Source organism: Oerskovia flava (genome assembly GCF_026163685.1).
Taxonomy (GTDB): Bacteria; Actinomycetota; Actinomycetes; order Actinomycetales; family Cellulomonadaceae; genus Oerskovia_A; species Oerskovia_A flava.
In genome coordinates, this window is the sequence record NZ_JAOXSR010000008.1 from 1 (window position 1) to 25,494 (window position 25,494).

A 25,494-nucleotide genomic window follows, 5' to 3' on the forward strand; every position below is an offset into this window, starting at 1 on the left:
CCCCCCCCCCCCCCCCCCCCCCGCCCCGCCCCCCGCCGAGCCCCGTCGGCGAACACGACCTTGCTGCCGTTCTGACGTCGAGAACGGCAGCAAGGTCGTTCTCGGCGGCTTCCTGGGCCTCGTCGTGGCGAGGTGTGGTGGAAACTTTTGCAGACTTCGTTACCTGTGAAAGTATTTGCCGAACACCTCGACGACTCGGAGGCTCAGCAATGACGCTCGACAACTCCCCCACGTCCCCCGCACCGGCGCCGGCCGGTCTCGGACGACGCCAGTTCCTCACGCTCGCCACGGCCGCGGTCGCCGCGAGCACGCTGTCCGTGATGGTCGGCTCCCTCACCCCGGCGGCCGCACTCGCCGGATCGACCCACGCCGCGACGTCGGGCACCCCGATTCCCCGCAAGCGCGACCTGCGCGCGATGTGGATCAGCAGCGTCGTGAACATCGACTGGCCGTCCGCGTCCGGCCTGTCCGCGGACCAGCAGAAGGCCGAGTTCCTGCACTGGCTCGACGTCGCGCGTGACTTCCGGCTCAACACCGTGTTCGTCCAGGTCCGCCCGACGGCGGACGCCTTCTGGCCGAGCCCGTACGAACCCTGGTCGCAGTACCTCACCGGCACGCAGGGCCAGGACCCCGGGTACGACCCCCTGGGCTTCGTCGTCGAGGAGTCGCACCGGCGCAACCTCGAGATCCATGCCTGGTACAACCCGTACCGCGTGTCGATGCAGTCGGACCTGACTCAGCTCGTCCCGGACCACCCGGCACGTCAGCACCCGGACTGGGTGTGGGCGTACGGCGGCAAGCTCTACTTCGACCCGGGGCTGCCCGAGGCGCAGGAGCACATCAAGAACGCGATCCTGCACAGCGTCGAGAACTACGACATCGACGGTGTGCACTTCGACGACTACTTCTACCCCTATGCGGTCGCGGGCGAGACCATCCCGGACGAGGGGACGTTCGCGACCCACGGGGCCGGGTTCGACCGCATCGACGACTGGCGGCGTCACAACGTCGACGAGTTCGTGCGCAGCATCTCCGCGCGCATCAAGGAGGCCAAGCCGTGGGTCAAGTTCGGGATCAGCCCGTTCGGCATCTGGCGCAACGCGTCGACCGACCCGCGGGGCTCGGAGACCGGCGGCTCGCAGTCCTACGACATGCAGTTCGCGGACACGCGCAAGTGGGTCCTCGAGGGCTGGCTCGACTACATCAACCCGCAGATCTACTGGCAGTTCGGGCTCGCTGTCGCCGACTACGCGAAGCTCGTCCCGTGGTGGGCGGAGCTCGCCGCGCAGTCCGGCACCCAGCTCTACATCGGTGAGGCGCTGTACAAGGTGACGTCGGGCGTCTTCACCGACCCGGCGGAGCTCTCGAACCATCTGACGTTCTGCCAGGAGCAGGAGCACCCAGTGCACGGCAACGCGTACTTCTCGGCCAAGCACATCCCGGCTGACCCTCAGGGCTCGATGACGCGCGTGCGCGACGACCACTACCGCTACCCGGCCCTGGTGCCCGCGATGCCGCACCTGCCCGGCACCACGGTCCGCACGCCGACCCTCACCCGGGTCGCCCGGCACGACGACGGGATCCGCGTCCACTGGAACGACGCCGGACCCCGACGGTCGGCGGCGACGTCGTTCGCGATCTACCGCGCCGACGGCCAGGTACACCACGTGGACACGGAGAACCCCGCCAACCTTCTCGCCACCCAGCGGGCGAGGAACGGGGTGGTCCAGCACTTCGTCGACCCCACCGCGGTGCACGGGCGCTCCTACACGTACGTCGTGACCGCGCTAGACCGCCTCTGGAACGAATCCGCACCCAGCCGACCCCGCTGGACGCCCTAACCCCCCGCCTACCCCCGCGCCGAACACGACCTTGCTGCCGTTCTGGCGTCCAGAACGGCAGCAAGGTCGTGTTCGGCGCCTCGTAGGGTCGTTGTGGGGCAGAGTGGGCGGCATGGGCAGCGGGGCGCCACGGTCTGGTGGTGTCACCGACCCGAGCAACGCTGCGGCACCTGCGCCGGGCGCACGACCTCATGGACCGGGACGTCGCGGAGCCGCTCACGGTGGCGCGCGTGGCCGCGGAGGCAGGGCTCTCGCCGGCGCACTTCTCACGGTCGTTCACTGACGACGGCGTCCGGGCCGTCTCCGGCCCTCCAGGCCCAGGCCCGCCCAGGGGGTTGACACGTCAATCCCCTGCCCTTAGAGTTGACACGTCAATCCGACAGGACGTACGACCCAGGAGATGCCATGACTCAGCAGAAGCGACGAGCGATGCCCACACGGGACGAGCTGCGCGTCTGGCGGAGCTTCATCGAGACCTCCGAGGTGCTGCGCACCCGGCTGGCAGGTCGGCTCCAGAGCGAGTCGTCCCTGTCCCCGGGTGACTACCAGGTGCTGCTCGCGCTCAGCGAGGCGGACCAGCACAGTCTGCGCTCCTCGTCGCTCGCGGCACTCGTCGGGTGGGAACGCAGCCGCCTGTCCCACCACCTGGGGCGGATGGAGAAGCGCGGGCTCGTCCGCCGCGAAGCCTGTCCCGACGACGTCCACGGCATCGACGTGCTGCTGACCGACTCCGGAGCGGAGGCGTTCCGGAGCAGCTCGGTCCCGCACCTGCGCGCGATCAGGGAGCTCTTCATCGACGCGCTGACCCCGGAGCAGCTGGCGCAGGTCGACGACATCGCCGCCGCGCTCCGCCACCATCTCGACCTCGACCCGGAGCACAAGCCCACCGCCTGACCCCGAACCACTTTCCCCGCCGGAGCGGTCTTCGCCCGGCTCACGATCTGAGGAGTCCTCCCATGAACGACAAGAAGATCATCGCCGTAGCAGGTGCCACCGGGGCGCAGGGAGGTGGCACCGTCCGGGCGATCCTGTCCGACCCGAGCGGCCAGTTCGCCGTGCGCGCGCTGACCCGGGACCCTGACTCGGCCGCCGCCCGCGCCCTCGTCGAGCAGGGCGCGGAGGTCGTCCGGGCGGACTTCGCCGACCGGGACAGCGTCCGGACGGCTCTCGAGGGCGCCTACGGGGCTTTCCTCGTCACGAACTTCTGGGCGCACGCGTCCGCGGAGCGCGAGACGCAGGAGATCGACAACCTGGCCTCGGCCGCGCAGTCCGCCGGGCTGCGCCACGTGGTGTGGTCAACCCTGGAAGACACGCGCGAGCTCCTGCCGCTGGACGACGAGCGCATGCCCGTCCTCCAGGACACGTACAACGTGCCGCACTTCGACGCCAAGGGCGAGGGGAACACGCTCTTCCTCGACGCCGGGGTACCCACGACCTTCCTGAACACGACGTTCTACTACCAGGGCTTCCTGCAGGGCCTCGGCCCTCAGCGTGGCGAGGACGGCACGGTCACGCTGTCCCTGCCGATCGAGGACGGCAAGCTCCTCGCCGGTATCGACGTGAACGACATCGGCCACGCCGCCCACGCCGTCCTCACCGGCGGAGCACAGCACGTCGGCCAGACCATCGGCCTGGCCGGCGACCACCTCACGGGCGCCGGGTACGCCGAGATCCTCGGCGAGGCGATCGGCGAGCCGGTGCGGTTCCAGGCGGTGCCCTACGACGTCTTCCGCGGGCTCGACATCCCCGCGGCCGACGAGATCGGGAACATGTTCCAGTACTACGGCGACTTCGACCAGGAGTTCACGGGCGCGCGCGACCTGGACCAGATCCGCGAGCTCCACCCGGGGCTGAAGGACTTCCGCACCTGGGCGACCGAGAACGCCGAGGCGCTCAAGGCCGCCCTCTGACCGCAGAGGACCTCATCCGAGCCCAGCCGAGCTCACCCCGTGAGGGTGGCGCCGCCCGTCGGCGGTACCACCCTCACGGTCACGGGAGCGGCGATGTCACCGGGGCTTGGTCGAGGACAGGTAGGCCGTCGAGACGAACCCCGTCTTGCCACCCACGCTCACCTTCAGCCATCCGTTGGACGCCGTGCCCGCATGGGTTACGGTCGCGCCCTTCCCCAGCTTGGCCATCGACGTGGACGCGGTGGTTGCCTTCGCCCGCAGGTTGAGGTTCGCCACCGTCACGTACGACACCTTCTTCGCCGCCGGCTTCGGAGCCGGCTTGCTCGCGGTCGACGACGCGGCGGGCTTCTTCGACGACAGGTACGACGTCGAGACGAACCCGGTCTTCCCGCCCACCGTCACCTTCAGCCATCCGTTGGACGCCGTACCCGCGTGCGTCACCGCGGCACCGTGCTTGAGCTTCGCCAACGACGTGGAGGCCGTCGTCGCCTTCGCCCGCAGGTTGAGGTTCGCCACCGTCACGTACGACACCTTCTTCGCCGCGGGCTTCGGAGCCGGCTTCGGAGCCGGCTTGGGCGCGGGCTTGGGAGCGGCCGCGGGCTTCTTCGACGACAGGTACGACGTCGAGACGAACCCGGTCTTCCCGCCCACCGTCACCTTCAGCCATCCGTTGGACGCCGTACCCGCGTGCGTCACCGCGGCACCGTGCTTGAGCTTCGCCAACGACGTGGAGGCCGTCGTCGCCTTCGCCCGCAGGTTGAGGTTCGCCACCGTCACGTACGACACCTTCTTCGCCGCCGGCTTCGGAGCCGGCTTGCTCGCGGTCGCGGGCTTCGTCGTCGACAAGTAGGCGGTGGAGACGTACCCGGTCCTGCCGCCGGTGCTGACACTGAGCCAGCCGTTGGTGGGCTGGGCGAGCATCGAGACAGCCGTGCCCCGCTTCAGCTTCGCGAGCGAGGCGGACGACGATGTCGCGCCGGCCCGCAGGTTGAGGTTGTCGACCGTCACGTAGCGCGTGCCGATGGGCTTGCTGACCGGGGTCGCACCGGCAGGCTTCTTCGGGCTGATCGCGGTCGCGAGCATCCACCCGGTGCGGGACCCGTAGGTGACCTTGCGCCACTGGCCCGACCCGTCGCCGGGCTTCGCGGTGAGGGTGGAGCCCTTGGGGACCACCACGAGGGACGAGTAGCCCGTGCCCGCACCCGAGCGCAGGTTGGTGTTCGCCGTCGGGTAGTACGTGCACGACGCCGGCACCACCCGCGGTGCGGCCCGGGTCGCGGACTGCACGAGGTCGATGCCCTTGGTTCGCAGGAACGGGATCGGGTCGGCCACCTTCGCGCCGGATCCGTAGGTGCCGTTCCAGATCTCGAGGTGCAGGTGCGGTCCGGTCGAGTTCCCCGTCGACCCGACGTCGGCGATGCGCTGCCCGGCCGAGACCGTCTGCCCGACGCGCACGTACTTGCTGCCCGAGATGACGTGCCCGTAGAGGGAGGACACGGTCTTGCCGTCGATCGTGTGCTTGATGACGACCCACTGGCCCAGCCCGGCGGCTGCTCCCGCGCGGATCACCGTGCCGGACGCGATCGCGTTGATCCGCGTACCGGATGCCGCGCCCATGTCCTGCCCGAGGTGACTCGTGGAGGCACCGGCGATGGGCATGCACCGCGGTCCGTAGTAGGACGAGATGGAGTACGACTTCGACGGCAGCGGTGCCACGACCTTGGTGCCGGCGGCGGTCGCGGAGGTCGCGGGCCCCACGAGCACGGGGACCATCGCGAGCAGCATCGCGGTGATGATCGCCACGAGGCGTGTCCGGACGACGGTTCGAGAGCTGTTCTGCATGGTGACCACCCCTAGGCTGAGCTGCCCCGGCCGCGACCGTCCCCCTGGAGGCCACACCGAGAGGAACCTGCATTCGCCACGGCGTGTCGACTGGACATCAGGCCCCCGTTGCACCATAAGAGCCATTCGGGTTCTGCGCGCGCCGAACGCACATTCCTCCGGTTGAGCGCCAGTCCGACATGGCAGGATCAGCCTCGTGAACCACCCGGTACCTCACCCTCGCGACCTGCCTCTGCTCGACCCGTTGCGGACCGTGGGCTGGGTGAACGTCCGGGACGGGCGCCTGCTCACCGTGCGCAGCACCGGTAAGGACCGGTTCTTCATGCCGGGCGGCAAGGTCGAGGACGGCGAGAGCGACGCGCAGGCCCTCGTCCGGGAGATCCGCGAAGAGCTGGGTGTCCTCCTGGACCCGACGACGGTCCGCCCCGGCTTCGTCGCGGAGGCCCCCGGGCACGGGCTCGGTGGGCGCCTGGTGCGCATGCACTGCCTGTACGCCGACCCGGAGCCCTCGTCGCCGGAGCCCGCTCCGCACGCGGAGATCGCGGAGCTGGCGTGGCTCACCGCCGCCGATGCCGACCTGGTCCCGCCCGCCGGCCGGATCGTCCTGGAACGGCTGGCCCCGGTCCTGACGGCCTGACGCGGCACCGGCGGTCACGTAGCGTCGTGCCATGGACGCCTGGCCGTCGCTGCTCGCGGAGTACGAGGACGCCACCGGCGCCGCGCGCACGCCGCTCCCCCGCGTCGCGCCCGCTCCCCCGGGGCTGCTCGCCGCGACGCTCCCCGTCCTCGGGCTCGCCCTCGGTTCGGTCGCGGCGCTCGAGACCGCGACGGCTCGCGCGCGGGCCGCGGCAGCACCCGCCCGTGGGCGCACCACGGACGTCGCGCCGCGAGCCGTGCTCGACCCCGAGCGGGTCGCGGCGGCGTTCGCCGGCGACCGGCTGCTGCGGGTCGGCGGCGAGCCCGTGGACGGCTTCGCCCCGATGTCGGGCTTCTTCCGCACGCGGGACGGCTGGGTGCGCACGCACGCCAACTACCCGCACCATCGCACCCGCCTCCTCGACGCCCTCGGCCTGCCCGACGGCGCGACCAGCGACCAGCTCGTCGCGCACCTCGGGCGGTGGTCGGCCCAGGACGTGGAGGACGCCGCGGCGGCCCGCGGCGCCGTAGCCGTCCGGGTCCGCACCGAGGACGAGTGGCGAAGGTCGGCGCCGGGCCGGGCCGCGGCGTCGGGCCCGCTGGTGCGATGGCGCGTCCGCACCGGCGGTAGGGCCGGTGGTGGACCGGTGCCGCTCCTCGGCGGGACCGCGCCGCTGACGGGGGTGCGCGTGCTCGACCTGACGCGGGTGATCGCGGGACCGGTCGCGACGCGCGCGCTCGCCCGGCTCGGGGCGGACGTCCTGCGGGTCGACCCGCCGCACCTGTTGGAGATCGAGCTCCAGCACCGCGACACCGGCCAGGGCAAGCGCTCGACCCTCCTCGACCTGCGCACCCCCGCGGACCACGGGCGTGCGCAGGAGCTGCTGGACCGCGCCGACGTCCTCGTCACGGGGTACCGCCCGGGCTCCGTCGAGTCGCTGGGCCTGCGCCCGCCGGCCGCGTGCGTGCTGGCCCGGGTCAGCGCCTGGGGCGACGGGCCCTGGGGCGGGCGGCGAGGGTTCGACTCGATCGTGCAGGCGGCCTCGGGCGTCGCGCTCGTCGAGAGCCCCGACGGTGAACGTCCGGGCGCCCTGCCCGCGCAGGCCCTCGACCACGCGAGCGGCTACCTCCTCGCAGCCGCCGTGACCGACGCGCTGACGGCGCGGGCGCTCGACGGCCGGGGCCGCGACGTCGCGGTGACCCTCGCCCGGACGGGCGCCTGGCTCCTCGACGCCGCCGGGCGTGATCCCGCGCACGCGGCGCCCGTCGCGCCCGGGCCGAGGACCGTCGTCGAGCACCGGGTGCCGCTCGACGGCCGCGAGCAGGTCCTCACGACGGCCCGGCCGGCCGTCGTCGAGCACGACGACTACGGCACCGTGGCCGGACCCTGGGGCGCGGACGAGGCCCGCTGGCGCTGAGGGGGCGTCAGGCCAGGGCCTGTGCCCGGGCGTGGCCGCGGCGCAGGAGCACGACGAGCGTGACACCGGCCGCGACGACCACCGCGCCGATGATCGCGACGAGCACGATGCCGTCGACCGGTGTGGTGCCCTCGCAGGTGGTCGTCGTCTCGCCTCCCTCGACTCCGATGGTGGTGCACACCTCCGCCACCAGGAGCGATGCCGCCAGGAGTGCGATGAGCCCGATCCCGGCCACGAGACTCAGGCCGATGCCGAGCACCTTCTCCCGGACCGTCCACAGGGTGGAGACGCCGAGCAGGACGGCCCCCACGAGCCACACGACCCACGGCAGGACGAGCGCCGAGCCGAGGAACCCGAGGAACAGGGCGAGCGTCGTGACGAGCGGGACCCAGGTCCCGGTCAGGGTGCCCGGCCGCTTGCGTCGCGGCGCGAACGGCGCCGGTGCGCCGGCGGACGCCTCGCCCGCCACCTGCTCGGGCGGTCCGAGCGCGGTGAGGACGGCGGTGACGTCAGCCTCGGTGGGCGGCCGTCCGAGCTCGGCGAGCCGGGCGTCGACGTGCTCCCGCACGCCGCCGAGCACGTCGGCCCGCTCCACGGGGTCGGCGTGGGCGAGCATGCGGGCGAGCTCGTCGAGGTAGGCGTCGACGGCGTGCGTCGCAGGGCTGGTGCCCGGCGGCGGTCCGGCAGCGCTACCGGTCGGGTCGGGTCGGGTGTCGGTCATCGGTGGCTCCCCAGGGTCGAGTCGACGGCGTCACGGAAGGGCGCCCAGGTGCGGGCGAAGGCGTCGAGGGCGCGGCGGCCCGCGTCGGTCAGCGCGTAGTACCGGCGGGGCGGCCCGGTGGCGGACTCGCGCCACTGCGTCTCGACGAGCCCGCCCTTGCGGAGGCGGGCGAGGAGCGGGTAGAGCGTGCCCTCGCCGCCGAGCAGGATGCCGTCGGCACCCAGCCGCCGGGCGATGTCGAGGCCGTACCACTCGCCGTCAGCCAGGAGCGCGAGCACGCAGTACTCGAGCGCTCCTCGTCGGAGGTTCGTGAGGATGCCCTCGTCACCAGGTACCATGCGACACACGATAGCAGAACAGACCGCGTCCGGGCAGTGGCCTGGGGTCGGCCCGACGCAGGAGCCTGCCGGGCCGACCGGTCCGTCAGATGTGGTCGAGGCGGCGCAGGATCGCGCCCTCGCGCAGCGCCCAGGGGCAGATCTCCACCTCGTCGACCCCGAGCGCCTTCATCGTCTCGACGGCCACGATGCCGCCCGCGACGATCTGGAACGTGCGCTCCGGCGTCACACCCGGCAGCGCCGTGCGGCCCTCCGCCGGGATGCGCGCGAGCCGCGGCACCCAGTCCGCGAGCTGCGACCGGCGCATACGCCACCGCTCGTCAGGACCGACGACCTCGACCTGCATGCCCGCGAGCCGCGCGAGGGAGCGGAACGTCTTCGACGTCGCGACGGCGTGGTCGGGCCGCGGCAGCTCCTTGAACGCCCGCACCGTGCCCTCGAGCGTGGAGCGCACGTGCTCGCGCAGCGCGTCGAGGTCGCCGGTCGGTGGCGGGTCCTGCGCCAGGAAGTCCATCGTCATGCGCCCCGCGCCGAGCGGGACGGACACCGCGAGCTCGGGCTCCTCGTCGAGGCCGGTCGCGATCTCGAGCGACCCGCCGCCGATGTCGAGCACGAGCAGCCGACCGGCCGCCCACCCGTGCCAGCGCCGGGCGGCGAGGAACGTCAGCCGCGACTCGTCCTCGCCCGACAGCACACGCACCGGCTGCCCGATCCGGTCGGCGATCGCCGCGAGCACCTGCGGGCCGTTCGTCGCCTCGCGCAGGGCGGAGGTCGCCATCGGGAGGATCTCGTCGACGTGGGACTCGCGTGCGAGGCGCACGGCGTCGTCGACCGCAGCGAGCATCGCCGCGACACCCTCGTCGGACAACGAGCCGTCCGGCTGCAGGTACCGCATGATGCGCACGACGGTGCGCGCACCGGCGGCAGGGATCGGTCGCGCGCCGGGCGCGGCGTCGACGACGGCGAGGTGGACGGTGTTCGAGCCGATGTCCAGGACACCCAGGCGCAGCGTTGCGGTCACGCCGACACGCTACCGCCCGGCAGACTCCGACTCGGCCTCGTACACGGCGGCCTCAGCGCCCGCGACGACGGCCGCCAGCTCGGCCTGGGACGCGGCGAGGGCCTCCGCCCGCGCCTCGACGATCCGGGTGTGCAGCTCGGCGTGCACGCGGCGGCGGGCCGTCCGCGAGAGCTCGGCGACCTCGTCCTCCAGAAGGACCCGACCCGCGGCGCGTGCCGCGGCGACGTGGTGGGCGACCTCGTCGCCGATGCGCACCTCGGCCTCGTCGAGCAGCGCCACGACGGCGGCGTCGGCCGTGCGCCCGAGGCGTGTGCCCTCGAACGCCTCGGCGGCGCCGTCCACGATGCGGCGCGCCTGCGCGACGACGACCGAGCCCAGCGCGGGCGAGTGGGCCTTGAGCGTCGCGAGGTCGTAGAGGAGGACCCCCTCGACGTCGGCGACCCGCGGGTCGACGTCACGGTGCAGCGCGAGGTCGAGGACCACCATGGGCCGACCGGGCTCGGCGTCGCCCGCGGCCTCGGCAGCACGCGTGCGCGCCCGCACGAGCGCCGCGACGTCCAGGACGTGCCCGATGCTCTCGTCAGCCGTCTCGCCGGCAGGCCCAGCCGCGTCCGTGCTCGGCTGGTGCCCGCGTGCGACCCCGGCGCCCGCGCGGCCCCGCGCACCGCTGCACGAGACGACGAGGTCGGCGTCCTCGAGCGCCACGGCGAGGTCGTCCACCGGCTCGACGCCGTGCGAGTCGGCGAAGATCTCGGCGCGGCCGGACTGCGAGTAGACCCGCACGTCGAAGCACCCACGGCTGCGCAGCGCGGCAAGGCTGGCACCGGCGTAGGAGCCCGTGCCGATGAGCACGACCCGGACCTGGCGCCACGGCGGCAGCTCGGCGCCCGCGAGGTCGAGCCCGAGAGCGACGACCGAGCGGCCCGCACCGCCGAGCGACGTCTCGTTGCTGACCCGCTTGGACGTGCGCGACGCGGTCTGGAAGAGCAGCTCGAGGGTCTTGGACGTGGTGCCCTCGCTGCGGGCGCCCTCGAGCGCGCGCTTGACCTGCCCGGCGATCTCCCGCTCCCCCACGACCATGGAGTCGAGCCCGGACGCGACGGCGAACAGGTGCTCGGCGACCTCGGTGCCGGACCGGGTGCGGAACGAGGCCTCCGCGACGGCGCTGTCGACGCCGGAGGCGTCCGCGACGAGCCCCGCGAGGTGGCGCACGGCATGCTGGACCCCGGCGCTCTCGACGGGGGCGTCGAGGTCCAGGTACACCTCGAACCGGTTGCACGTCGCGACGACGACGGCACCGGTGATGGCGTCGCAGGCACCGACGGCAGACCTGCCGAGCGAGCCGGCTCCGCTGGAGAGCCGCTCGAGCGTGTCGAGGTCCAGCTCGTGGTGGCTGGCTGTCATGGAGAGGAGAACCACAGTGGTTCGATTTAATCATTCCGGTACGCGCGGGGCAGAATCGGTTGTTGTGAATTCCGTCGCCTTTTCCTCGTCCCACCCGCTGATCGACGGTCGCACGACGACTTCTCCCCTCGTGCGTGCATTGCGCGGTGAGCGCCCGGAAATGACACCGGTGTGGTTCATGCGCCAGGCGGGCCGCTCGCTGCCCGAGTACCGGGCGCTGCGCGAGGGCACGACGATGCTCGACTCGTGCCTGCGCCCCGACATGGCCTCCGAGATCACGCTGCAGCCCGTGCGCCGGCACGGCGTGGACGCGGGGATCTTCTTCTCCGACATCGTCGTCCCGCTGCGCCTGGCGGGCGTCGAGGTGGAGATCGCGCCCGGCGTGGGCCCGGTCATGGGCCAGGCCTACCGCACGCCCGACGACGTGGCGCGCCTGGTGGACCGCGAGCTCACCCCCGACGCCCTCGCGCCGATCACCGAGGCCGTCGCCATGACGGTCGACGCCCTCGGCAGCACGCCGCTCATCGGCTTCGCGGGCGCCCCGTTCACCCTCGCGGCCTACCTCGTGGAGGGCCGCCCGTCGCGGGACCACCTCGCCGCCCGCGCCCTCATGCACGCCGACCCCGACTCGTGGGCACGGCTCGTGGAGTGGGCCGCTGACCTCACGGGCACGTTCCTGCGCGCGCAGGTGCTCGCCGGGGCGAGCGCGGCCCAGCTCTTCGACTCCTGGGCCGGCAGCCTGTCCCTGGCGGACTACCTCGGCGGTGCGCAGGGCGCGAGCACCCGCGCCCTCGCCCACGTCGCAGACCTCGACGTCCCCGCCATCCACTTCGGGACCGGCACGGGCCACCTGCTGCCCGCCATGCTGGAGGCCGTCACCGCCGCCGGGATCACGCACCCCGTCGTGGGCGTCGACTACCGCACCCCGCTCGACGAGGCGAGCCGGCTCCTCGGGGGCACGACCCCGCTGCAGGGCAACATCGACCCGGCCCTGCTCGCGGCGGGCGACCGCGCGCTCGAGGCGCACGTGCGCGACGTCCTGCACCGCGGGACCGCGGCTCCCGCGCACGTCGCGAACCTCGGCCACGGCGTCCCGCCCGACACGGACCCGACCGTCCTGACGCGCGTCGTCGAGCTGATCCACTCGGTCCGGTCATGACCCCCGACGCGATCGTCGTGGGGGCCGGCGTCGCCGGCCTGACGGTCGCGCACACCCTGCGCCGCGCCGGGCTCGCCGTCGTGGTGTTCGAGGCGTCGGACGCCGTCGGCGGGCCGGTCCGGGGCGACGCGTTCACCGCGCTGCCCGGACTTTCGCTGGACGTCGGCGCCGAGTCCTTCGCGGCCCGCGGCAGCGCAGTCGGCGAGCTGGCCGCGGAGCTGGGGCTCGACGTCGTGCAGCCCGCCCCGCTGAGCGCGTGGGCGCACGCCGACGGGCGGTCGTTCCCCCTGCCGCGCGCCGGCGTGCTGGGCATCCCCGCGAGCCCCTGGGACCGCGACGTGCTGCGGGCGGTGGGCGTCCCCGGTGTGCTGCGGGCCGCGCTCGACCGGGTCGCACCCCGCTCGTGGGTCGACACGCAGACGTTCGAGACGTTCGCCCGCTCGCGCGTCGGGCGGCGCGTGACCGAGCGTCTCGTGGCGCCCGTGGCGACCGGCGTGCACTCCGCGCCCCTCGACCGGCTCGACGTGGACGCCGTCGCCCCCGGGCTGCGCGCCGCCTACGAGCGCGAGGGGTCGCTCTCGCAGGCCGTGGCGTCGCTGCGCGCGCTCGCGCCCGCCGGCTCCGCCGTCCGCGGCATCGACGGCGGGATGCACCGCCTCGTCGAGGCCCTCGCCGCGGCCGTCACGTCGCCCGACGCCGGCGGCCCGGCCGGGGAGATCCGCACGGGCCACGAGGTGGTCGGGCTGGAACGGACCTCCGACGGGTGGCTCGTGAGCGTGCAGGCGCCGCCCGGCACGGACGCGAACGGCCCGCCGCTCGCGCTGCGAGCGCCACGCGTCGTCGCAGCGACCCCGGCCGTCGTCGACCTCCTCACACCGCTCGTCGGGAGCGCCACGGACCCGGTGCCCGACCCGGAGCCGGGCGCCGACATCCGCCTGGTCACGCTCCTGCTGGACGCCCCCGCGCTCGACTCCGCGCCGCGCGGGAGCGGCCTGCTCGTCGCGCCGGCCCGGCGGAGCTGGTCGGAGCAGGGCTCGGCGCACGTCCGGGCACGGGAGGACGTGACCGCCAAGGCGCTCACCCACTCCACGGCAAAATGGCCCTGGCTGGCCGACCGGCTGCGCACCGCCGTCGGGCCGGGGCACCACGTGGTGCGGCTGAGCTACGGGCGGATGGGCCAGGTGGGCGTCGAGCCGGACCTCGCGCTCGTGACGTCCGACGCCTCGCGCCTGCTCGGCACCGACCTCGACGGCCGGGTGCTCGACCACCTGTCGACCCGGTGGAACGGCTCCCTGCCGCCCCCGACCCCGGCCTACCGGCGCGAGGTCGCCGCGTTCGTCGAGCGCGTCGGTGCGACCCCCGGACTGGGCGTGGCCGGTGGGTGGGTCGCCGGGACCGGGCTCGCCGCGATCGTCGGGCACGCGCAGGAGTGCGCCCGGACGATCGCCACCGGTGCGGGTGGCGAGCCGGACCCCGCGGACCCCCGGAAAATGCACGCGGCGGACCGTCCGAGAACACCCGGACTCTCGTCCTGACACAATGTCGCGTCGTCCTGACTATTTGTCACGACGACGTCACCCGCCGACATTTCGACAATTCCTGCCCGCGCGAGAGACTGGGACGGTGAGCATGACCGAGAGCATTCGTGTGGGGACCCGGGGCAGCGCCCTCGCGACGACGCAGACGGGACTCGTCGCCCGGCGGCTCGACGAGCTGACCGGCCGCACCACCGAGCTCGTCCGCGTACGCACCGAGGGCGACGTCCGCACCGGCTCGCTCTCCTCCATGGGCGGCACCGGCGTCTTCGTCACCGCGCTGCGCGACGCCCTGCTCGCCGACCGCTGCGACGTCGCCGTGCACTCTCTCAAGGACCTGCCGACCACACCCCACCCCGGACTGACGATCGTCACGCCCGAGCGGGAGAACCCGCGCGACGCCCTGTGCGCCCGCGAGGGGTGGACCATCGCGACGCTCCCCCGCGGGGCGAAGGTCGGCACCGGCTCGCCCCGCCGCGCGGCGCAGCTCCGCGGCGTGCGGCCCGACCTCGACGTCGTCGACATCCGCGGCAACGTCGGCACCCGGCTCGCCCGCGCCCAGGGCCCCGACGCCGACCTCGACGCCGTCGTCCTCGCCCACGCGGGCCTCGCGCGGCTCGGTCTGCTCGACGCGGTCACCGAGGTCATCGACGTGCGCGTCATGGCACCGGCACCGGGCCAGGGAGCTCTCGCGGTCGAGGTGCGCACCGCCTCCCTCGACGACACGGCGCTCGCCGAGGCGCTCGACGCCCTCGACCACCTGCCCACCCGGCTCGCCGTCGGCGCCGAGCGCGCGCTCCTCGCGCAGCTCGAGGCCGGGTGCGCCGCGCCCGTCGGCGCCCACGCGACGGTCGAGGACGACGTCCTCACGCTGTACGCCGTCGTCGCACGGCTCGACGGGGTCGAGCAGCTCACCCACTCCGCGCGCGCCACCCTGCCGTCGCGGGCGGGACGCGACGAGCTCGACCAGGTCGCGGACGACCTCGGGCGACGTGTCGCCGACGCGCTGCTGGCCGACGGCGCCGGCGCGCTCGCGCCGCTGCGGGCCACCGGCCCGGGCACCGCACCCGACACGACCCCCGAGAGCACCGAAGGTGTCGGCGACGCGATCGAGACCGCGCGCACCACGCTGCGCGACGGCGGGTACCGCGGGGACCCCCGGTGACGCCCGGACGCCTGCGGGACCCGGCCCGCCACCCGGTCCCCGCGCGTCCGCTCGACCGTCGGACCGTCCTCGTCCCCCGGCCCGCCGACCGCGGCGCCCGCCTCGCCGGCCTGCTGCGGGCACAAGGAGCCCGGGTCGTGCTCGCCCCGGCGATCGAGCGCGCGCCCATCACGAACACCGCACCGGTCGACGCCGCCGTCCAGGCCCTGGCCGACGGCGCGTTCGCGTGGGTCGTCGTCACGAGCGTCAACGCGATCGACGAGCTGCGCGACGCCGCGGCACGGCTCGGCGTCCCCCTCGCGCCCCCCGACACCGCCGACGGCGTGCGATGGGCCGCCGTCGGGCCGGCGACCCGGCGGGCGCTCGAGGCCCAGGGCGTCCAGGTCGCGCTGGAGCCGCGAGAGAACTCCGCGCGCGGCCTGCTCGCCGCGTTCGGCGAGCTCGGCGAGGCCGGCGGGCCGACCTCGTCCGGTGCGCCCGGCAGCACTGACGCGCCGCTCGTGCTCGTCCCGCAGGGCGACCTCGCAGCACCGACCATGGCCGAAGGGCTGGCCGAGCTCGGCTACGCCCCGCACGTCGTGACCGTCTACCGCACGGTCGCCCACGACCTCCCCGAGGCCGTCGTGCGCTCCTGGCGGTCCGGCACGATCCACGCCGTGGTGCTGACGTCCGGCTCCGTCGCACGGGAGGTCGCCCGCCAGCTCGGCCCCGACCCGGCCGTCGCCGGCGTCGCGATCGGCGAACCGACCGCCCGTGCCGCGCGCGCCGCCGGGCTCCGGCTCGACGCCGTCGCCGCCGCGGCGACCGACGACGCGCTCGCGGCAGCGGTGCTCAGCGCCCTCGCCGGCGCGGACCCGACCAGCCCACCCGACCGACCCGACGACGCAGGAGACCCCACGTGAGCAGCGCCCCGCGCTACACCCCGTACCGTCCTCGCCGGCTGCGCACCACCGCGCGCATGCGGCGGCTCGTCGCCGAGACCCGGCTGCACCCGGCGGACCTCGTCCTGCCGCTGTTCGTCAAGGAGGGCCTGGACGAGCCGCACCCGATCTCGTCGATGCCGGGTGTCGTGCAGCACACGCTCGACACCCTCCCCGACGCGGTCCGCGCCGCGGCCGTCGCCGGGATCGGCGGCGTCATGCTCTTCGGCATCCCCACGGAGCGGGACGCGACCGGGAGCCAGGCCGACGCCGAGGACGGCATCCTCAACCGGGCGATCACGATCGCGCGCGACGCCGCCCGGTCGCCCGACCTGCGCAGCGACGAGCGGCCCGGCCCCGTCGTCATGGCCGACACCTGCCTCGACGAGTTCACCGACCACGGCCACTGCGGTGTGCTGACCCCTCCCGGCCCGGACGGCCTGACCCGCGTCGACAACGACGCCACGCTCGAGCGGTACACGGCCATGGCCCTCACGCAGGCTGACGCGGGCGCGGAGGTGGTCGCGCCGTCGGGCATGATGGACGGCCAGGTCGCGGCGATCCGCGACGCGCTGGACGACGCCGGGCACCACGACGTGAGCATCCTCGCCTACAGCGCGAAGTACGCGAGCGCGTTCTACGGGCCGTTCCGCGAGGCCGTGGACTCGACGCTGAGCGGCGACCGCCGGACGTACCAGATGGACGCGGCGAACGCCCGCGAAGGGCTGCGCGAGGCCGACCTCGACCTCGCCGAGGGCGCCGACATGGTCATGGTCAAGCCCGCGGGCTCCTCCCTCGACGTCCTCGCCGCCGTCGCCGAACGCTCGGACGTGCCGGTCGCGGCATACCAGGTGTCGGGCGAGTACGCGATGATCGAGGCGGCCGCGGCGCAGGGCTGGATCGACCGGCGCGGCGCCGTCCTCGAGTCCGTGCTCGGCATCAAGCGGGCCGGCGCCGACATCATCCTCACCTACTGGGCCCTCGACATCGCGGAGTGGATCTCTTGACCGACACGGCAGGCCTCGGCCTCACCGAGACAGCACTGGCGGCCGCCCGCACCCCGGGCGACAACCACACGGCGTTCCTGCGCGCGCAGACCGCCATCCCCGGTGGGGTGAACTCGCCCGTGCGGGCGTACGGCTCGGTCGGCGGCGACCCGACGTTCGTCGCGAGCGCCCGCGGCCCGTACGTCACGGACGTCGCCGGGCGCGAGTACGTCGACCTCGTCTGCTCCTGGGGGCCCGCGCTGCTCGGCCACGCCCACCCCGAGGTCGTGGCCGCCGTGCAGGACGCGGCGACGCGGGGGCTGTCCTTCGGGGCGCCGACCGTCGGCGAGGTCGAGCTCGCCGAGGAGATCCGCCGTCGGGTCCCCGCCGCCGAGCACGTCCGGCTGGTGTCCACGGGCACCGAGGCGACGATGACCGCGATCCGGCTCGCGCGCGGCGTGACCGGGCGCAGCCTCGTCGTGAAGTTCGCCGGCTGCTACCACGGGCACGTCGACGCGCTGCTCGCCGAGGCGGGGTCGGGCGTCGCGACGCTCGCGCTGCCCGGGTCGGCCGGGGTGACCGAGGCCAGCGCCGCCGAGACGCTCGTCCTGCCCTACAACGACCTGCCGGCCGTCGAGCGGACGTTCGCCGAGCGCGGCTCCGAGATCGCCGCCGTCATCACCGAGGCGAGCCCCGCGAACATGGGCGTCGTCCCGCCGCACGAGGGCTTCAACGCCGGGCTGCGCCGCCTCACCCGCGAGCACGGCGCGCTGATGATCATGGACGAGGTGCTCACGGGCTTCCGCGTCGGCCCGAGCGGCTGGTGGGGTCTGGAGAACGCGGCGGGCGGGCAGGGGTACACCCCCGACCTGTTCACGTTCGGCAAGGTCGTCGGCGGCGGGATGCCGGTCGCCGCGCTGGGCGGCCCGGCCGCGATCATGGACCAGCTCGCGCCGCTCGGGCCGGTGTACCAGGCGGGGACCCTGTCGGGGAACCCCGTCGCGGTCGCCGCAGGCCTGACGACGCTGCACCTCGCCGACGACGCCGTGTACGCCCGGGTGGACCACGTCGCCCGGGTGGTGGGCGACGCCGCGAGCGCCGCCCTCGCCGCGGAGGGTGTGCCGCACCGCCTGCAGCGCGCGGGCAACCTCTTCTCGGTGTTCTTCGGAGACGCCGCCGAGCGCGACGGCGTCCACGACTACGCGCAGGCCAAGGCGCAGGACACCTTCCGGTACACGGCGTTCTTCCACGCGATGCTGGACGCGGGCGTGACGCTGCCGCCGTCGGTGTTCGAGGCGTGGTTCGTCAGCGCCGCGCACGACGACGCGGCGGTCGAGCGCATCCTCGCGGCCCTCCCCGCGGGCGCGAAGGCCGCGGCCGCGGCCTCTCTCCCCGCGAGATAGAACACCGGTCGCCCAGGTAGAACCCCTGGGGTTCTACCTGGGCGACCGGGGTTCTACCTGGGCGTCTCGGTCGCGGCGGCCGCCTTCTTGCCGAGGCTGCGGAGCGAGAACCCGAGGACGACGAGCGCCACACCGAGCACGATCGCGTAGATGCCGATGATCCAGATGATCGTGACGAGACCGGCGCCGACGTTGACGAGCACCAGGACACCGAACGCGATCCCCAGCACGCCGGCGAGCACACCCCAACCCCACCCGCTGCCCGGGACCGAGCGCAGCCCGATGCTCACCACGACCTGGAAGAGGCCCACGACGATCGACCAGATCGCCACGGTGTAGACGAGCACGGCGATCGTGATGCCCGGCCACGCGAGCACGACGATGCCGAAGATCAGCGTGAGGACACCGATCGTCACCCGGAGCGCGACCCCGCCGTGGTCGCGATAGCGGATCCCGTCGACGATCTCGACGATGCCGTCGATGATCGCGAAGATCCCGATCACCACGGCGAGCGCGACAGCCGTGTCGATCGGCGCCACGAGCGCGATGATGCCGAAGATGATCGCGATGACACCGCGGATCACCGGCCAGTACCAGACCTGCCGTGCGGTCGTGGCGAAGGTGGACAAGATCGGGTTCTGCATCGGGTTCTGCGCTGCCATCGGTTGCTCCCGGCGTCGTGCCATCGGGTCCGACGTCGGTCCCCGCCCTGGCGGCCCCGCTCGCCTCCCGCTTCACTTCCCATAGAACACCCAGGTGACGCTCATGTCGCGTCCACCGGCGGGATCAGGACAGCGCCTGGACCCCGAGGTGCGCGAGCACGCCGAACAGCACGGCCCACAGCGAGACGGCGACGACTCCCCAGACGAACACGCTCCGGCGGGGAGCGCCGAAGCCGACCATCGCCGCAGCGGTGACGTGGCTCGGGAGGAGGAGCGGGCCGAGCAGGCTGACGCCGGGGACGCCGTACCGGTCGAAGACCCGGCGCATCCGCTGGCGCTTGGGGTCGGTCTCCACCGCCCGGTTGCGGGAGAGGCGCGTGCGCGCCGCGCTGATCACCCACACGACGACGGCGAGCGCGATGGCGTTGCCCACGATGGCGGCGGGGATCGCGACGAACGGGTCGACCCCCGCGACGATGCCGAGGATGGCACCGCCCTCCGCCTCGACGTAGGGGATCATCCCGGCGAGGAGGATGCCGACCCAGCGCAGGAGGGGCGGTAGGTCGAGGGTGAAGTCCTGCAGGGTGGTGATGATGTCGTTCATGGCGAGCCTCTCGTGTGGTCGTCCCTCCACACTGCCGTCGCACTCCGCCCGCGGGTAGTGCGGACCCTCACCAGGGTGGGTGCGTGGTGCACGGCCGACCGGTGACAGGTGTCATCACCCGACGCGCCGCTCCGCACGGGCGGGCCGCGTGGCCCGCGGGGTCGCGCGTCAGACCCGTGCGCGCGCGGGCGACCCGGTCTGCGCCGCAGCCTCCGCGCGCAGGCGCGCCCGGCGGGCTCGGTCGCGGGTGAGGTGCCGGTGCGCGACCACGACCACGACGACCGCGAGGAGCAGGAACCCGCCGAACGCGAGCACCGGGCCGGCGTAGAAGGCGCCGATGCGCCGGTCCGCCACCATCGTGTAGGTGCGGGCGACGTCCGGGCCGTCGGAGGGTGCGAAGACGAAGTCGGAGAGCACCTCCTCGTCGGGCGACGTGAACGTCTGCTCGTGCGACGTGACGTAGTCGCCCGCGCGCAGCAGCGCCGCGAGCTCGGGGGTCGTGACGCTCGCCGGGTCCACGCGCCCCGCGAACCTGACCTCGGGCGCCGTGGCCTCCGCGGTCGGGTCCGCGCGGTCGACGCGCTGGTCACCCAGGACGTAGGTGCGGACGCGCTGCGTCTCGGTCGCGACCGCGGACATCCGCATCGGGTAGACGAGCTCCTCGGTCGGGAACGTCACCCGCAGCGGCTGCAGGGCGCCGTCGAACCCCTCCTCCTCCGGCGCGATCCGGGCGGCGACGAACGCCCAGCCCTCGTCGACGTACGGCGCGATCGCCCCGCCGAACCCGTCGGGCAGGACGAACCCGTTCTCCTCCAGCCACGCGTCCAGGGCATCGGTGTCGCTCGCCGAGAGGGTCGTGACGTCGAGCGGGCCGAGGCGCACCTGGTCGTGGACCTCGACCGCACCGGGTGCGCCGCCCGCGACCCCGTCGTCCCCGAAGCCGAGCCGCGGCCACCAGCGGTAGCCGACGACGACCGGCTGGGGGCGGGTGAGCTCGTCGAGCTCCACGAAGGTCTGCGGGTCCCCGAGCTCGACCTCCGCCGGCGCCGGCGTCGGCAGCAGGAGTCCCACCTCGGGCGCGGTCGAGAGCCCCGCGAGCTCGAGGAGGATCGTCTGCGTGCTGCCGTCCCACTGGAGGACGGCGGTCTCCGCCGTGATGGCCGTGTCATGGCCCGGCGTCTCGACGAAACCGCCGCACGCGCACGCGCTCGCGGCCGGGGCGACGGCGACGGCACCGGTGGCGAGCGCGAGGGCCACGAGGGCCGCCCTGGCCCACCGCCGCGCCGCGACGCCCCGTCGTGTCCCCATGTCCGGCAGGTTAGGTCGGGGCCGGACCCGGCGCCCGGCGAGCCCGGAATCGTGACGTCTCCGTGACCCGCGTGCCGTCGTCAGGCGGGCAGTGCGCCCGTCCTGGCGACCTGCCCGAGCCAGGCGAGGCTCTGCTTCGGCGTGCGCTCGAACGTGGTGCGGTCGACCGCGATCAGGCCGAACGTCGGGGCGAACCCGCTCATCCACTCGAAGTTGTCGAGCAACGACCAGTGCAGGTACCCGTCGACGCGGCAGCCGGACCTCATCGCACGCGCCATGCCTTCGAGCGCACCGCGCGTGTAGTCGATGCGGCGCGAGTCGTCCGCGGTGGCCATACCGTTCTCGGTGACGATCATCGGGACGCCGCCCGTGAGGCGATGGGTGTACTCCAGCGCCTCGCCGAGCGCCTGCGGGTAGTACTCCCACCCGGTGAGGGTGCGCTCGACGTCGTCGCCGAACGGCACGGGACCGTCAGGGCCGATGATGGTGCGCAGGTAGCTCTGCACGCCCACGAAGTCGTCGTCGCGCGAGACCTCGAGGAAGTAGTCCTCGCGCGGGTACGCGTACGCGTCCCGCTCGGCCTCCGCGCCGGGCGCGGCCTGGAAGACCTGGTTGGCGATCGTCCACCCGGCACGGACGTGCCCGAGCCCGCGCAGGATCTCGACGGCGCGGCGGTGTGCCTTCGTCTGGGCGTCGGACGCCTCCTGGTCGGGGGCGGCGAGCCCGCCGGCATCGAGGTTCGCGCGCCGGTCCGCGCCCAGCATCATCGACGTGATGTTGGGCTCGTTGATGGTCACGACGTGGTCGACGTCGTCGAGGATCGTCGTGGCGGTCTCGACGTACCGGGCGAACGTGTCCGTGGCGCCGTCGGACAGCCATCCGCCGCGCTCCGCGAACCAGCGGGGCAACGTGAAGTGCATCAGCGTGACCACCGGCGTCACGCCGGCCTCGAGGCACGTGTCGATCATGCGGCGGTAGTGCGCGAGCTGGGCCCTCGACACCTCCCCCTCGGCGGGCTCGATGCGCGCCCACTCGATCGAGAACCGGTAGGCGTTCAGGCCCGCGTCCGCGAGGAGCCGCACGTCCTGCGGGTACCGGTGATAGCTGTCGACGGCGTCGCCGGAGCTCTCCGCGCACAGCGAGCCGGGCGCGTGCTCCTTGACCCACCAGTCGCTGTTGACGTTCCCTCCCTCGATCTGGTGGGCCGCCGTCGAGGCGCCCCAGAGGAAGTCGGGCCCGGTGGGCAGGGTGAGGTCGTGGGACACGGCGAGGCTCCTTGGATGGGTCGTGGGTCTGGTCGATGGCGACGTCGGCCGGTGGTCACGTCGGGCCGGTGGTCACTTCAGGCCGGTGGTGGCCACGCCCTGGACGATGTGGCGCTGCAGGGCGAGGAAGACGGCGAGGATCGGGGCGACGACGACGGTCGCGCCCGCGACCATCAGGCCGTAGCGGACGGTGTTCTGCCCCGTCGTGTACAGCGCCAGCGCGACCGGGAGCGTGTACATGTCCGCGGACTGCGCGGCCACCAGCGGCCAGAGGAAGTTGTTCCACGAGCCGAGGAAGGTGAGGATCGCGAGGGTCGCGAGCGCCGGCCGCGTCTGCGGGAGCACGATCCGGAAGAACGTCCGGAACTCCCCCGCGCCGTCCACTCGCGCGGCGTCGAGCAGCTCGTCGGGGACGTCCATCATGAACTGGCGCATGAGGAAGACACCGAACGGGGCCGCGAGGAACGGCAGGATCAGCGCCGCGTAGGTGTTGATGAGGCCGAGGTTCGCCACGAGGACGAACAGCGGCACGAACGTGACCACCCCCGGGACCATGAGCGTCGCGAGGACGAGCCCGAACAGGAGCTTGCGCCCCGGGAAGTCGATCTTCGCCAGCGCGTACCCCACCATCGCGCTGAACAGGACCGCGCCGGCAGTGACCACGACGGCCACCACGGTGGAGTTCCAGAAGAACTGCGGGAAGTTCAGCCGCGAGAACAGGTCGGTGTAGTTCGAGAAGGTGACCTCGTCGGGGAGCAACGTCGGCGGGAACTGGCGGATCTCCCCCTCGGGCTTGACGGAGGACGTCACCATCCACAGGAGCGGGCCGATGGAGGCGGCGAGGCCGACGAACAGGGCGAGGTTGAGCAGGGCCGCCTTCCCGGTGAGACGACCGGTGAGGCGTCGACGGCCGCGGCCGTGACGCGGCGGCGAACCGTCGGGGACGACCGGTGCGGCGGTCCCGGGTGCGGCGAGAGGTGTCGTCATGGCGGGCTCCTTCAGGCCTTGGACCGCAGCAGGCGGAACTGGACGAGGGACAGGACGACGATGGCGATGAACAGCAGGTAGCTCATCGCGGCCGCGACGCCGTACTTGCCGAAACCGAACTGGTTGAAGATCTCGTAGGCGACCGACGTCGTCGCGCCCAGCGGGCCACCCTGCGTCATGACGAACGGCTCCTCGAAGAACTGCAGGTAGCCGATACCCATGATCACGGCGCAGAACAGGAGCGTCGGCCGCAGCAGCGGCACGGTGATCGAGCGGAACTTCTTGACCGCGCCGGCCCCGTCGAGCGACGCCGCCTCGTAGAGGTCCCGCGGGATCCCCTGCAGGCCGGCGAGCAGGATGATCACGTAGTACCCGACGTTGCGCCAGGTCGCCATGACGATCAGGGCGGGCATCGCCCACGTCGTGTCGGTGAGCCAGTTCGGCCCGTCGATCCCGACGAGGCCCAGCATCGAGTTGACGGCGCCGAACTCCGGCTGGAGCAGGAACCGCCAGACGACGGCCACCGCCACGATCGACGTGACGAACGGAGCGTAGAAGCCCACCCGGAACACGGACCGGAACCAGACGAGACCCGAGTTCAGGAGGGCCGCGAGGAAGAGCGCAAGCGCCAGCGTGAGGGGCATCGCCACACCGACGAAGTAGATGGTGTTGCCGATCGCCTGGCGGAACTTGTCGTCGGCGAGGACGGTGGCGAAGTTGTCGAACCCGACGAACTCCACGGCGAGCGGGTCGCGCAGGTCGGCGCCGCGCATGTCCGTGAAGGACATGTACAGCGACGAGACCACCGGCAGCACGAGGAAGACGGCGAAGAGCACCGTGAACGGGAGCGCGAAGCCCCATGCGGCCCACCCGCGGCGTCGGCGTCGGGCGCCCGGCTCGCGCCGCACGGGTGTGCGGCGCGAGCCGTCGATGACCGGGGTCGCCATGGGATCAGGACAGCCCGGTACCGATGGCGGCCGCTGCGTCCTGCATCTGCGCCGCGCCCTCCTCGGGGGTCGTCGTCCCCGCGATGACCTGCTCGAGGATCAGGTCGAGCTCGTGGCCGACCTCGCCCCAGGTCGGGATCGCCGGGGTGGATCGCGCAGTCTCGAGCGCCGTGCCGAAGACGGCGACTGCCTCGTTGTCCGCGAGCGCCGGGTCGTCCCACGCCGCCTCGACGGATGGCAGGTCGTTCGAGATGCCGAACCACTCGACCTGCACGGCGGGGTCGACGGCGAACTGCACGAACTTCCAGGCCGCCTCAGGGTTCTCGGCGTCCTGGAGCACCGCGAGGTTGGATCCCCCGATGAAGGAGCCGGGCTGCTCCCCGGCCGGCAGGGCGGTCACGTCGAAGGAGTCGGCGAACTCCTCACCGGCCGTGGTGAGGAGGTTGGCACGCTCCCACGGTCCGGAGACGAAGGCGCCGAGCTCACCCTCGATGAAGTCCTGCACCTTCTCGTCCTCCACCAGGGGGGAGGGTGCGAGGCCGTCCAGCATGAACGACGAGTAGTACTCGAGGGCGGCGACCTGCGCGTCGGAGCCGAGGGTGAACTCGGTGCCGTCCTCGTTCATGATCTCGCCCCCGGCCTGCCAGAAGAACGGGAAGTAGGCGAGGTTCGTGTCGTTCCCGGTGGTCTGCAGGGCGATGCCGTGCTCGGCGCCGGCCTCCTGCATGCCGGTCGCGAACGCGGTGAGGTCCTCCCACGTCTCGGGGGCCTCGACGCCCGCTTCCTCGGCGAGGTCGGAGCGGTAGTAGAGCACACGCGTCTCGACGTACCACGGCACGCCGTACGACGTGCCGTCGACGACGGTCGTGTCCCAGGCGCCGGGGAAGAACGCGGCGGAGTCGATCTCCTCGGGGGTGGGGGCGAGGCCACCGAGCTCGACGAACCCGCTCATGAGCGTGGTGCCCACCTGCATGACGTCGGGCACCTCCCCCGTGGCGATCGCGGTGTTGATCTTCTCGGTGGACGACTCCCACGGGACGGGCGTGACGTTGACGGTCACGTCGGGGTTGTCGGCCTCGAACTGGGCGGCGAGCTCGGGGAGCAGCTCACCCTCGGTGCCCATGGCCCAGACCTCGACGGTCCCGGTCGCGGGACCCTCCGAGATGCTGTCGGCGGGGGCGGCCGCTGCGCCGCCGTCCTCGTCGTCGCGACCGCACGCGGTGAGCGTGAGGACCAGCGCGAGGGCCGAGGCGGTCGCCACGGCGAGACGAGATGTCTGCATCAGACCACTCCTTTGTCGATCCGGTGTGCGAGACACCGAAATTTCGTACTACGTTGTCGAAACGACGCACGGAGAGTAGGCCTGTTTCTCGGACCTGTCAACGGTCCGACACCTCTCGGCGGTGAGGTCGCACGGGTGGC

Annotated in this window: 23 protein-coding genes; 11 read left to right on the top strand and 12 right to left on the bottom strand. The window is 73.2% G+C overall.

Translation table 11 applies throughout. The annotated features are described in order from the left end of the window. Window positions 1-209: 209 nt before the first annotated feature. The 3 genes from OHL10_RS13145 to OHL10_RS13160 all read left to right on the top strand — a co-directional run bounded on the left by OHL10_RS13145 (window position 210) and on the right by OHL10_RS13160 (window position 3,751). Window positions 210-1,841 carry a glycoside hydrolase family 10-like protein gene (locus OHL10_RS13145; RefSeq protein WP_265522679.1) on the top strand — a complete coding sequence of 544 codons (1,632 nt, stop codon included), beginning with the start codon at window positions 210-212 and terminating at the stop codon, window positions 1,839-1,841. Window positions 1,842-2,246: 405 nt separating this feature from the next. Next, window positions 2,247-2,735 carry a MarR family winged helix-turn-helix transcriptional regulator gene (locus OHL10_RS13155; RefSeq protein WP_265522680.1) on the top strand — a complete coding sequence of 163 codons (489 nt, stop codon included), beginning with the start codon at window positions 2,247-2,249 and terminating at the stop codon, window positions 2,733-2,735. Window positions 2,736-2,797: 62 nt separating this feature from the next. Beyond that, complete coding sequence (locus OHL10_RS13160; RefSeq protein WP_265522681.1) at window positions 2,798-3,751, top strand: NmrA/HSCARG family protein; 954 nt, start codon at window positions 2,798-2,800, stop codon at window positions 3,749-3,751. A gap of 96 nt (window positions 3,752-3,847) precedes the next feature. Here the strand turns inward: OHL10_RS13160 and OHL10_RS13165 are convergent, their stop codons facing one another. Beyond that, window positions 3,848-5,593 (bottom strand): SH3 domain-containing protein, encoded by a 1,746-nt coding sequence (locus tag OHL10_RS13165; protein WP_265522682.1) that lies wholly within the window; start codon window positions 5,591-5,593, stop codon window positions 3,848-3,850. A 196-nt stretch (window positions 5,594-5,789) separates the two neighbouring features. Between OHL10_RS13165 and OHL10_RS13170 the strand changes: the two genes are divergently transcribed. Together OHL10_RS13170 and OHL10_RS13175 are read left to right on the top strand one after the other, a co-directional pair. Continuing rightward, window positions 5,790-6,230, top strand: a complete 441-nt coding sequence (locus OHL10_RS13170) for an NUDIX hydrolase (RefSeq protein WP_265522683.1) — start codon at window positions 5,790-5,792, stop codon at window positions 6,228-6,230. Between the two features lie 31 nt (window positions 6,231-6,261). Then, on the top strand, window positions 6,262-7,647 hold the full coding sequence (locus OHL10_RS13175) for a CoA transferase (protein ID WP_265522684.1): 1,386 nt from the start codon (window positions 6,262-6,264) through the stop codon (window positions 7,645-7,647). A gap of 7 nt (window positions 7,648-7,654) precedes the next feature. On the opposite strand, the gene OHL10_RS13180 is transcribed toward OHL10_RS13175, so the two are convergent. From OHL10_RS13180 to OHL10_RS13195, 4 genes are all read right to left on the bottom strand, one after another. Then, a complete protein-coding gene (locus OHL10_RS13180; protein ID WP_265522685.1) occupies window positions 7,655-8,368 on the bottom strand; it encodes an HAAS signaling domain-containing protein in 714 nt (237 codons plus the stop codon). After that, the gene (locus tag OHL10_RS13185; RefSeq protein ID WP_265522686.1) at window positions 8,365-8,706 is read right to left on the bottom strand and encodes a PadR family transcriptional regulator; all 342 of its coding nucleotides are present in this window, start codon (window positions 8,704-8,706) and stop codon (window positions 8,365-8,367) included. Before OHL10_RS13185 ends, OHL10_RS13180 begins: the two co-directional genes overlap by 4 nt. Before the next feature lie 85 nt (window positions 8,707-8,791). After that, on the bottom strand, window positions 8,792-9,727 hold the full coding sequence (locus OHL10_RS13190; protein ID WP_322645560.1) for a Ppx/GppA phosphatase family protein: 936 nt from the start codon (window positions 9,725-9,727) through the stop codon (window positions 8,792-8,794). 9 nt (window positions 9,728-9,736) lie between these two features. Beyond that, entirely contained in the window at window positions 9,737-11,146 is a 1,410-nt protein-coding gene (locus OHL10_RS13195) for a glutamyl-tRNA reductase (protein ID WP_265522687.1), read from the bottom strand. 145 nt (window positions 11,147-11,291) lie between these two features. On the opposite strand from OHL10_RS13195, the gene hemE reads away from it, so the two are divergent. The 6 genes from hemE to hemL all read left to right on the top strand — a co-directional run bounded on the left by hemE (window position 11,292) and on the right by hemL (window position 18,299). Beyond that, window positions 11,292-12,290: a uroporphyrinogen decarboxylase gene (gene hemE, locus OHL10_RS13200; RefSeq protein WP_425499012.1), complete on the top strand. Its 999-nt coding sequence runs from the start codon at window positions 11,292-11,294 to the stop codon at window positions 12,288-12,290. After that, window positions 12,287-13,825 carry a protoporphyrinogen/coproporphyrinogen oxidase gene (locus OHL10_RS13205; RefSeq protein WP_265522689.1) on the top strand — a complete coding sequence of 513 codons (1,539 nt, stop codon included), beginning with the start codon at window positions 12,287-12,289 and terminating at the stop codon, window positions 13,823-13,825. The genes hemE and OHL10_RS13205 overlap by 4 nt, the downstream gene beginning before the upstream one ends. Window positions 13,826-13,919: 94 nt before the next feature. Beyond that, window positions 13,920-14,990 (top strand): hydroxymethylbilane synthase, encoded by a 1,071-nt coding sequence (gene hemC, locus OHL10_RS13210; protein ID WP_265522690.1) that lies wholly within the window; start codon window positions 13,920-13,922, stop codon window positions 14,988-14,990. Continuing rightward, window positions 14,987-15,892, top strand: a complete 906-nt coding sequence (locus OHL10_RS13215; protein ID WP_265522691.1) for a uroporphyrinogen-III synthase — start codon at window positions 14,987-14,989, stop codon at window positions 15,890-15,892. Before hemC ends, OHL10_RS13215 begins: the two co-directional genes overlap by 4 nt. Next, a complete protein-coding gene (gene hemB / locus OHL10_RS13220) occupies window positions 15,889-16,917 on the top strand; it encodes a porphobilinogen synthase (protein ID WP_265522692.1) in 1,029 nt (342 codons plus the stop codon). The genes OHL10_RS13215 and hemB overlap by 4 nt, the downstream gene beginning before the upstream one ends. A gap of 35 nt (window positions 16,918-16,952) precedes the next feature. Continuing rightward, complete coding sequence (gene hemL / locus OHL10_RS13225; RefSeq protein WP_265522871.1) at window positions 16,953-18,299, top strand: glutamate-1-semialdehyde 2,1-aminomutase; 1,347 nt, start codon at window positions 16,953-16,955, stop codon at window positions 18,297-18,299. 53 nt (window positions 18,300-18,352) lie between these two features. On the opposite strand, the gene OHL10_RS13230 is transcribed toward hemL, so the two are convergent. The 7 genes from OHL10_RS13230 to OHL10_RS13260 all read right to left on the bottom strand — a co-directional run bounded on the left by OHL10_RS13230 (window position 18,353) and on the right by OHL10_RS13260 (window position 25,354). After that, window positions 18,353-18,961, bottom strand: a complete 609-nt coding sequence (locus OHL10_RS13230) for an HdeD family acid-resistance protein (RefSeq protein ID WP_265522693.1) — start codon at window positions 18,959-18,961, stop codon at window positions 18,353-18,355. 124 nt (window positions 18,962-19,085) lie between these two features. Beyond that, a complete protein-coding gene (locus OHL10_RS13235) occupies window positions 19,086-19,565 on the bottom strand; it encodes a hypothetical protein (RefSeq protein WP_265522694.1) in 480 nt (159 codons plus the stop codon). A gap of 168 nt (window positions 19,566-19,733) precedes the next feature. Next, complete coding sequence (locus tag OHL10_RS13240; RefSeq protein WP_265522695.1) at window positions 19,734-20,873, bottom strand: DUF2330 domain-containing protein; 1,140 nt, start codon at window positions 20,871-20,873, stop codon at window positions 19,734-19,736. 80 nt (window positions 20,874-20,953) lie between these two features. Further along, entirely contained in the window at window positions 20,954-22,138 is a 1,185-nt protein-coding gene (locus OHL10_RS13245; protein ID WP_265522696.1) for a glycoside hydrolase family 1 protein, read from the bottom strand. 72 nt (window positions 22,139-22,210) lie between these two features. Further along, window positions 22,211-23,125: a carbohydrate ABC transporter permease gene (locus tag OHL10_RS13250; protein WP_265522697.1), complete on the bottom strand. Its 915-nt coding sequence runs from the start codon at window positions 23,123-23,125 to the stop codon at window positions 22,211-22,213. 11 nt (window positions 23,126-23,136) lie between these two features. Further along, complete coding sequence (locus OHL10_RS13255; protein WP_265522698.1) at window positions 23,137-24,072, bottom strand: carbohydrate ABC transporter permease; 936 nt, start codon at window positions 24,070-24,072, stop codon at window positions 23,137-23,139. Window positions 24,073-24,076: 4 nt separating this feature from the next. Further along, window positions 24,077-25,354 carry a sugar ABC transporter substrate-binding protein gene (locus OHL10_RS13260; protein WP_265522699.1) on the bottom strand — a complete coding sequence of 426 codons (1,278 nt, stop codon included), beginning with the start codon at window positions 25,352-25,354 and terminating at the stop codon, window positions 24,077-24,079. Window positions 25,355-25,494: the final 140 nt, after the last annotated feature.

Excerpts from the sequence above, each read along its gene's own strand:
- hemE (WP_425499012.1), top strand. The coding sequence starts at position 11,292 with ATGACACCGGTGTGGTTCATGCGCCAGGCGGGCCGCTCGCTGCCCGAG.
- hemC (WP_265522690.1), top strand. The coding sequence starts at position 13,920 with ATGACCGAGAGCATTCGTGTGGGGACCCGGGGCAGCGCCCTCGCGACG.
- OHL10_RS13175 (WP_265522684.1), top strand. The coding sequence starts at position 6,262 with ATGGACGCCTGGCCGTCGCTGCTCGCGGAGTACGAGGACGCCACCGGC.
- OHL10_RS13250 (WP_265522697.1), bottom strand. The coding sequence starts at position 23,125 with ATGACGACACCTCTCGCCGCACCCGGGACCGCCGCACCGGTCGTCCCC.
- OHL10_RS13255 (WP_265522698.1), bottom strand. The coding sequence starts at position 24,072 with ATGGCGACCCCGGTCATCGACGGCTCGCGCCGCACACCCGTGCGGCGC.
- OHL10_RS13185 (WP_265522686.1), bottom strand. The coding sequence starts at position 8,706 with ATGGTACCTGGTGACGAGGGCATCCTCACGAACCTCCGACGAGGAGCG.
- OHL10_RS13145 (WP_265522679.1), top strand. The coding sequence starts at position 210 with ATGACGCTCGACAACTCCCCCACGTCCCCCGCACCGGCGCCGGCCGGT.
- OHL10_RS13180 (WP_265522685.1), bottom strand. The coding sequence starts at position 8,368 with ATGACCGACACCCGACCCGACCCGACCGGTAGCGCTGCCGGACCGCCG.
- OHL10_RS13230 (WP_265522693.1), bottom strand. The coding sequence starts at position 18,961 with ATGGCAGCGCAGAACCCGATGCAGAACCCGATCTTGTCCACCTTCGCC.
- OHL10_RS13165 (WP_265522682.1), bottom strand. The coding sequence starts at position 5,593 with ATGCAGAACAGCTCTCGAACCGTCGTCCGGACACGCCTCGTGGCGATC.
- OHL10_RS13260 (WP_265522699.1), bottom strand. The coding sequence starts at position 25,354 with ATGCAGACATCTCGTCTCGCCGTGGCGACCGCCTCGGCCCTCGCGCTG.
- OHL10_RS13240 (WP_265522695.1), bottom strand. The coding sequence starts at position 20,873 with ATGGGGACACGACGGGGCGTCGCGGCGCGGCGGTGGGCCAGGGCGGCC.
- OHL10_RS13160 (WP_265522681.1), top strand. The coding sequence starts at position 2,798 with ATGAACGACAAGAAGATCATCGCCGTAGCAGGTGCCACCGGGGCGCAG.
- OHL10_RS13155 (WP_265522680.1), top strand. The coding sequence starts at position 2,247 with ATGACTCAGCAGAAGCGACGAGCGATGCCCACACGGGACGAGCTGCGC.
- OHL10_RS13205 (WP_265522689.1), top strand. The coding sequence starts at position 12,287 with ATGACCCCCGACGCGATCGTCGTGGGGGCCGGCGTCGCCGGCCTGACG.
- OHL10_RS13235 (WP_265522694.1), bottom strand. The coding sequence starts at position 19,565 with ATGAACGACATCATCACCACCCTGCAGGACTTCACCCTCGACCTACCG.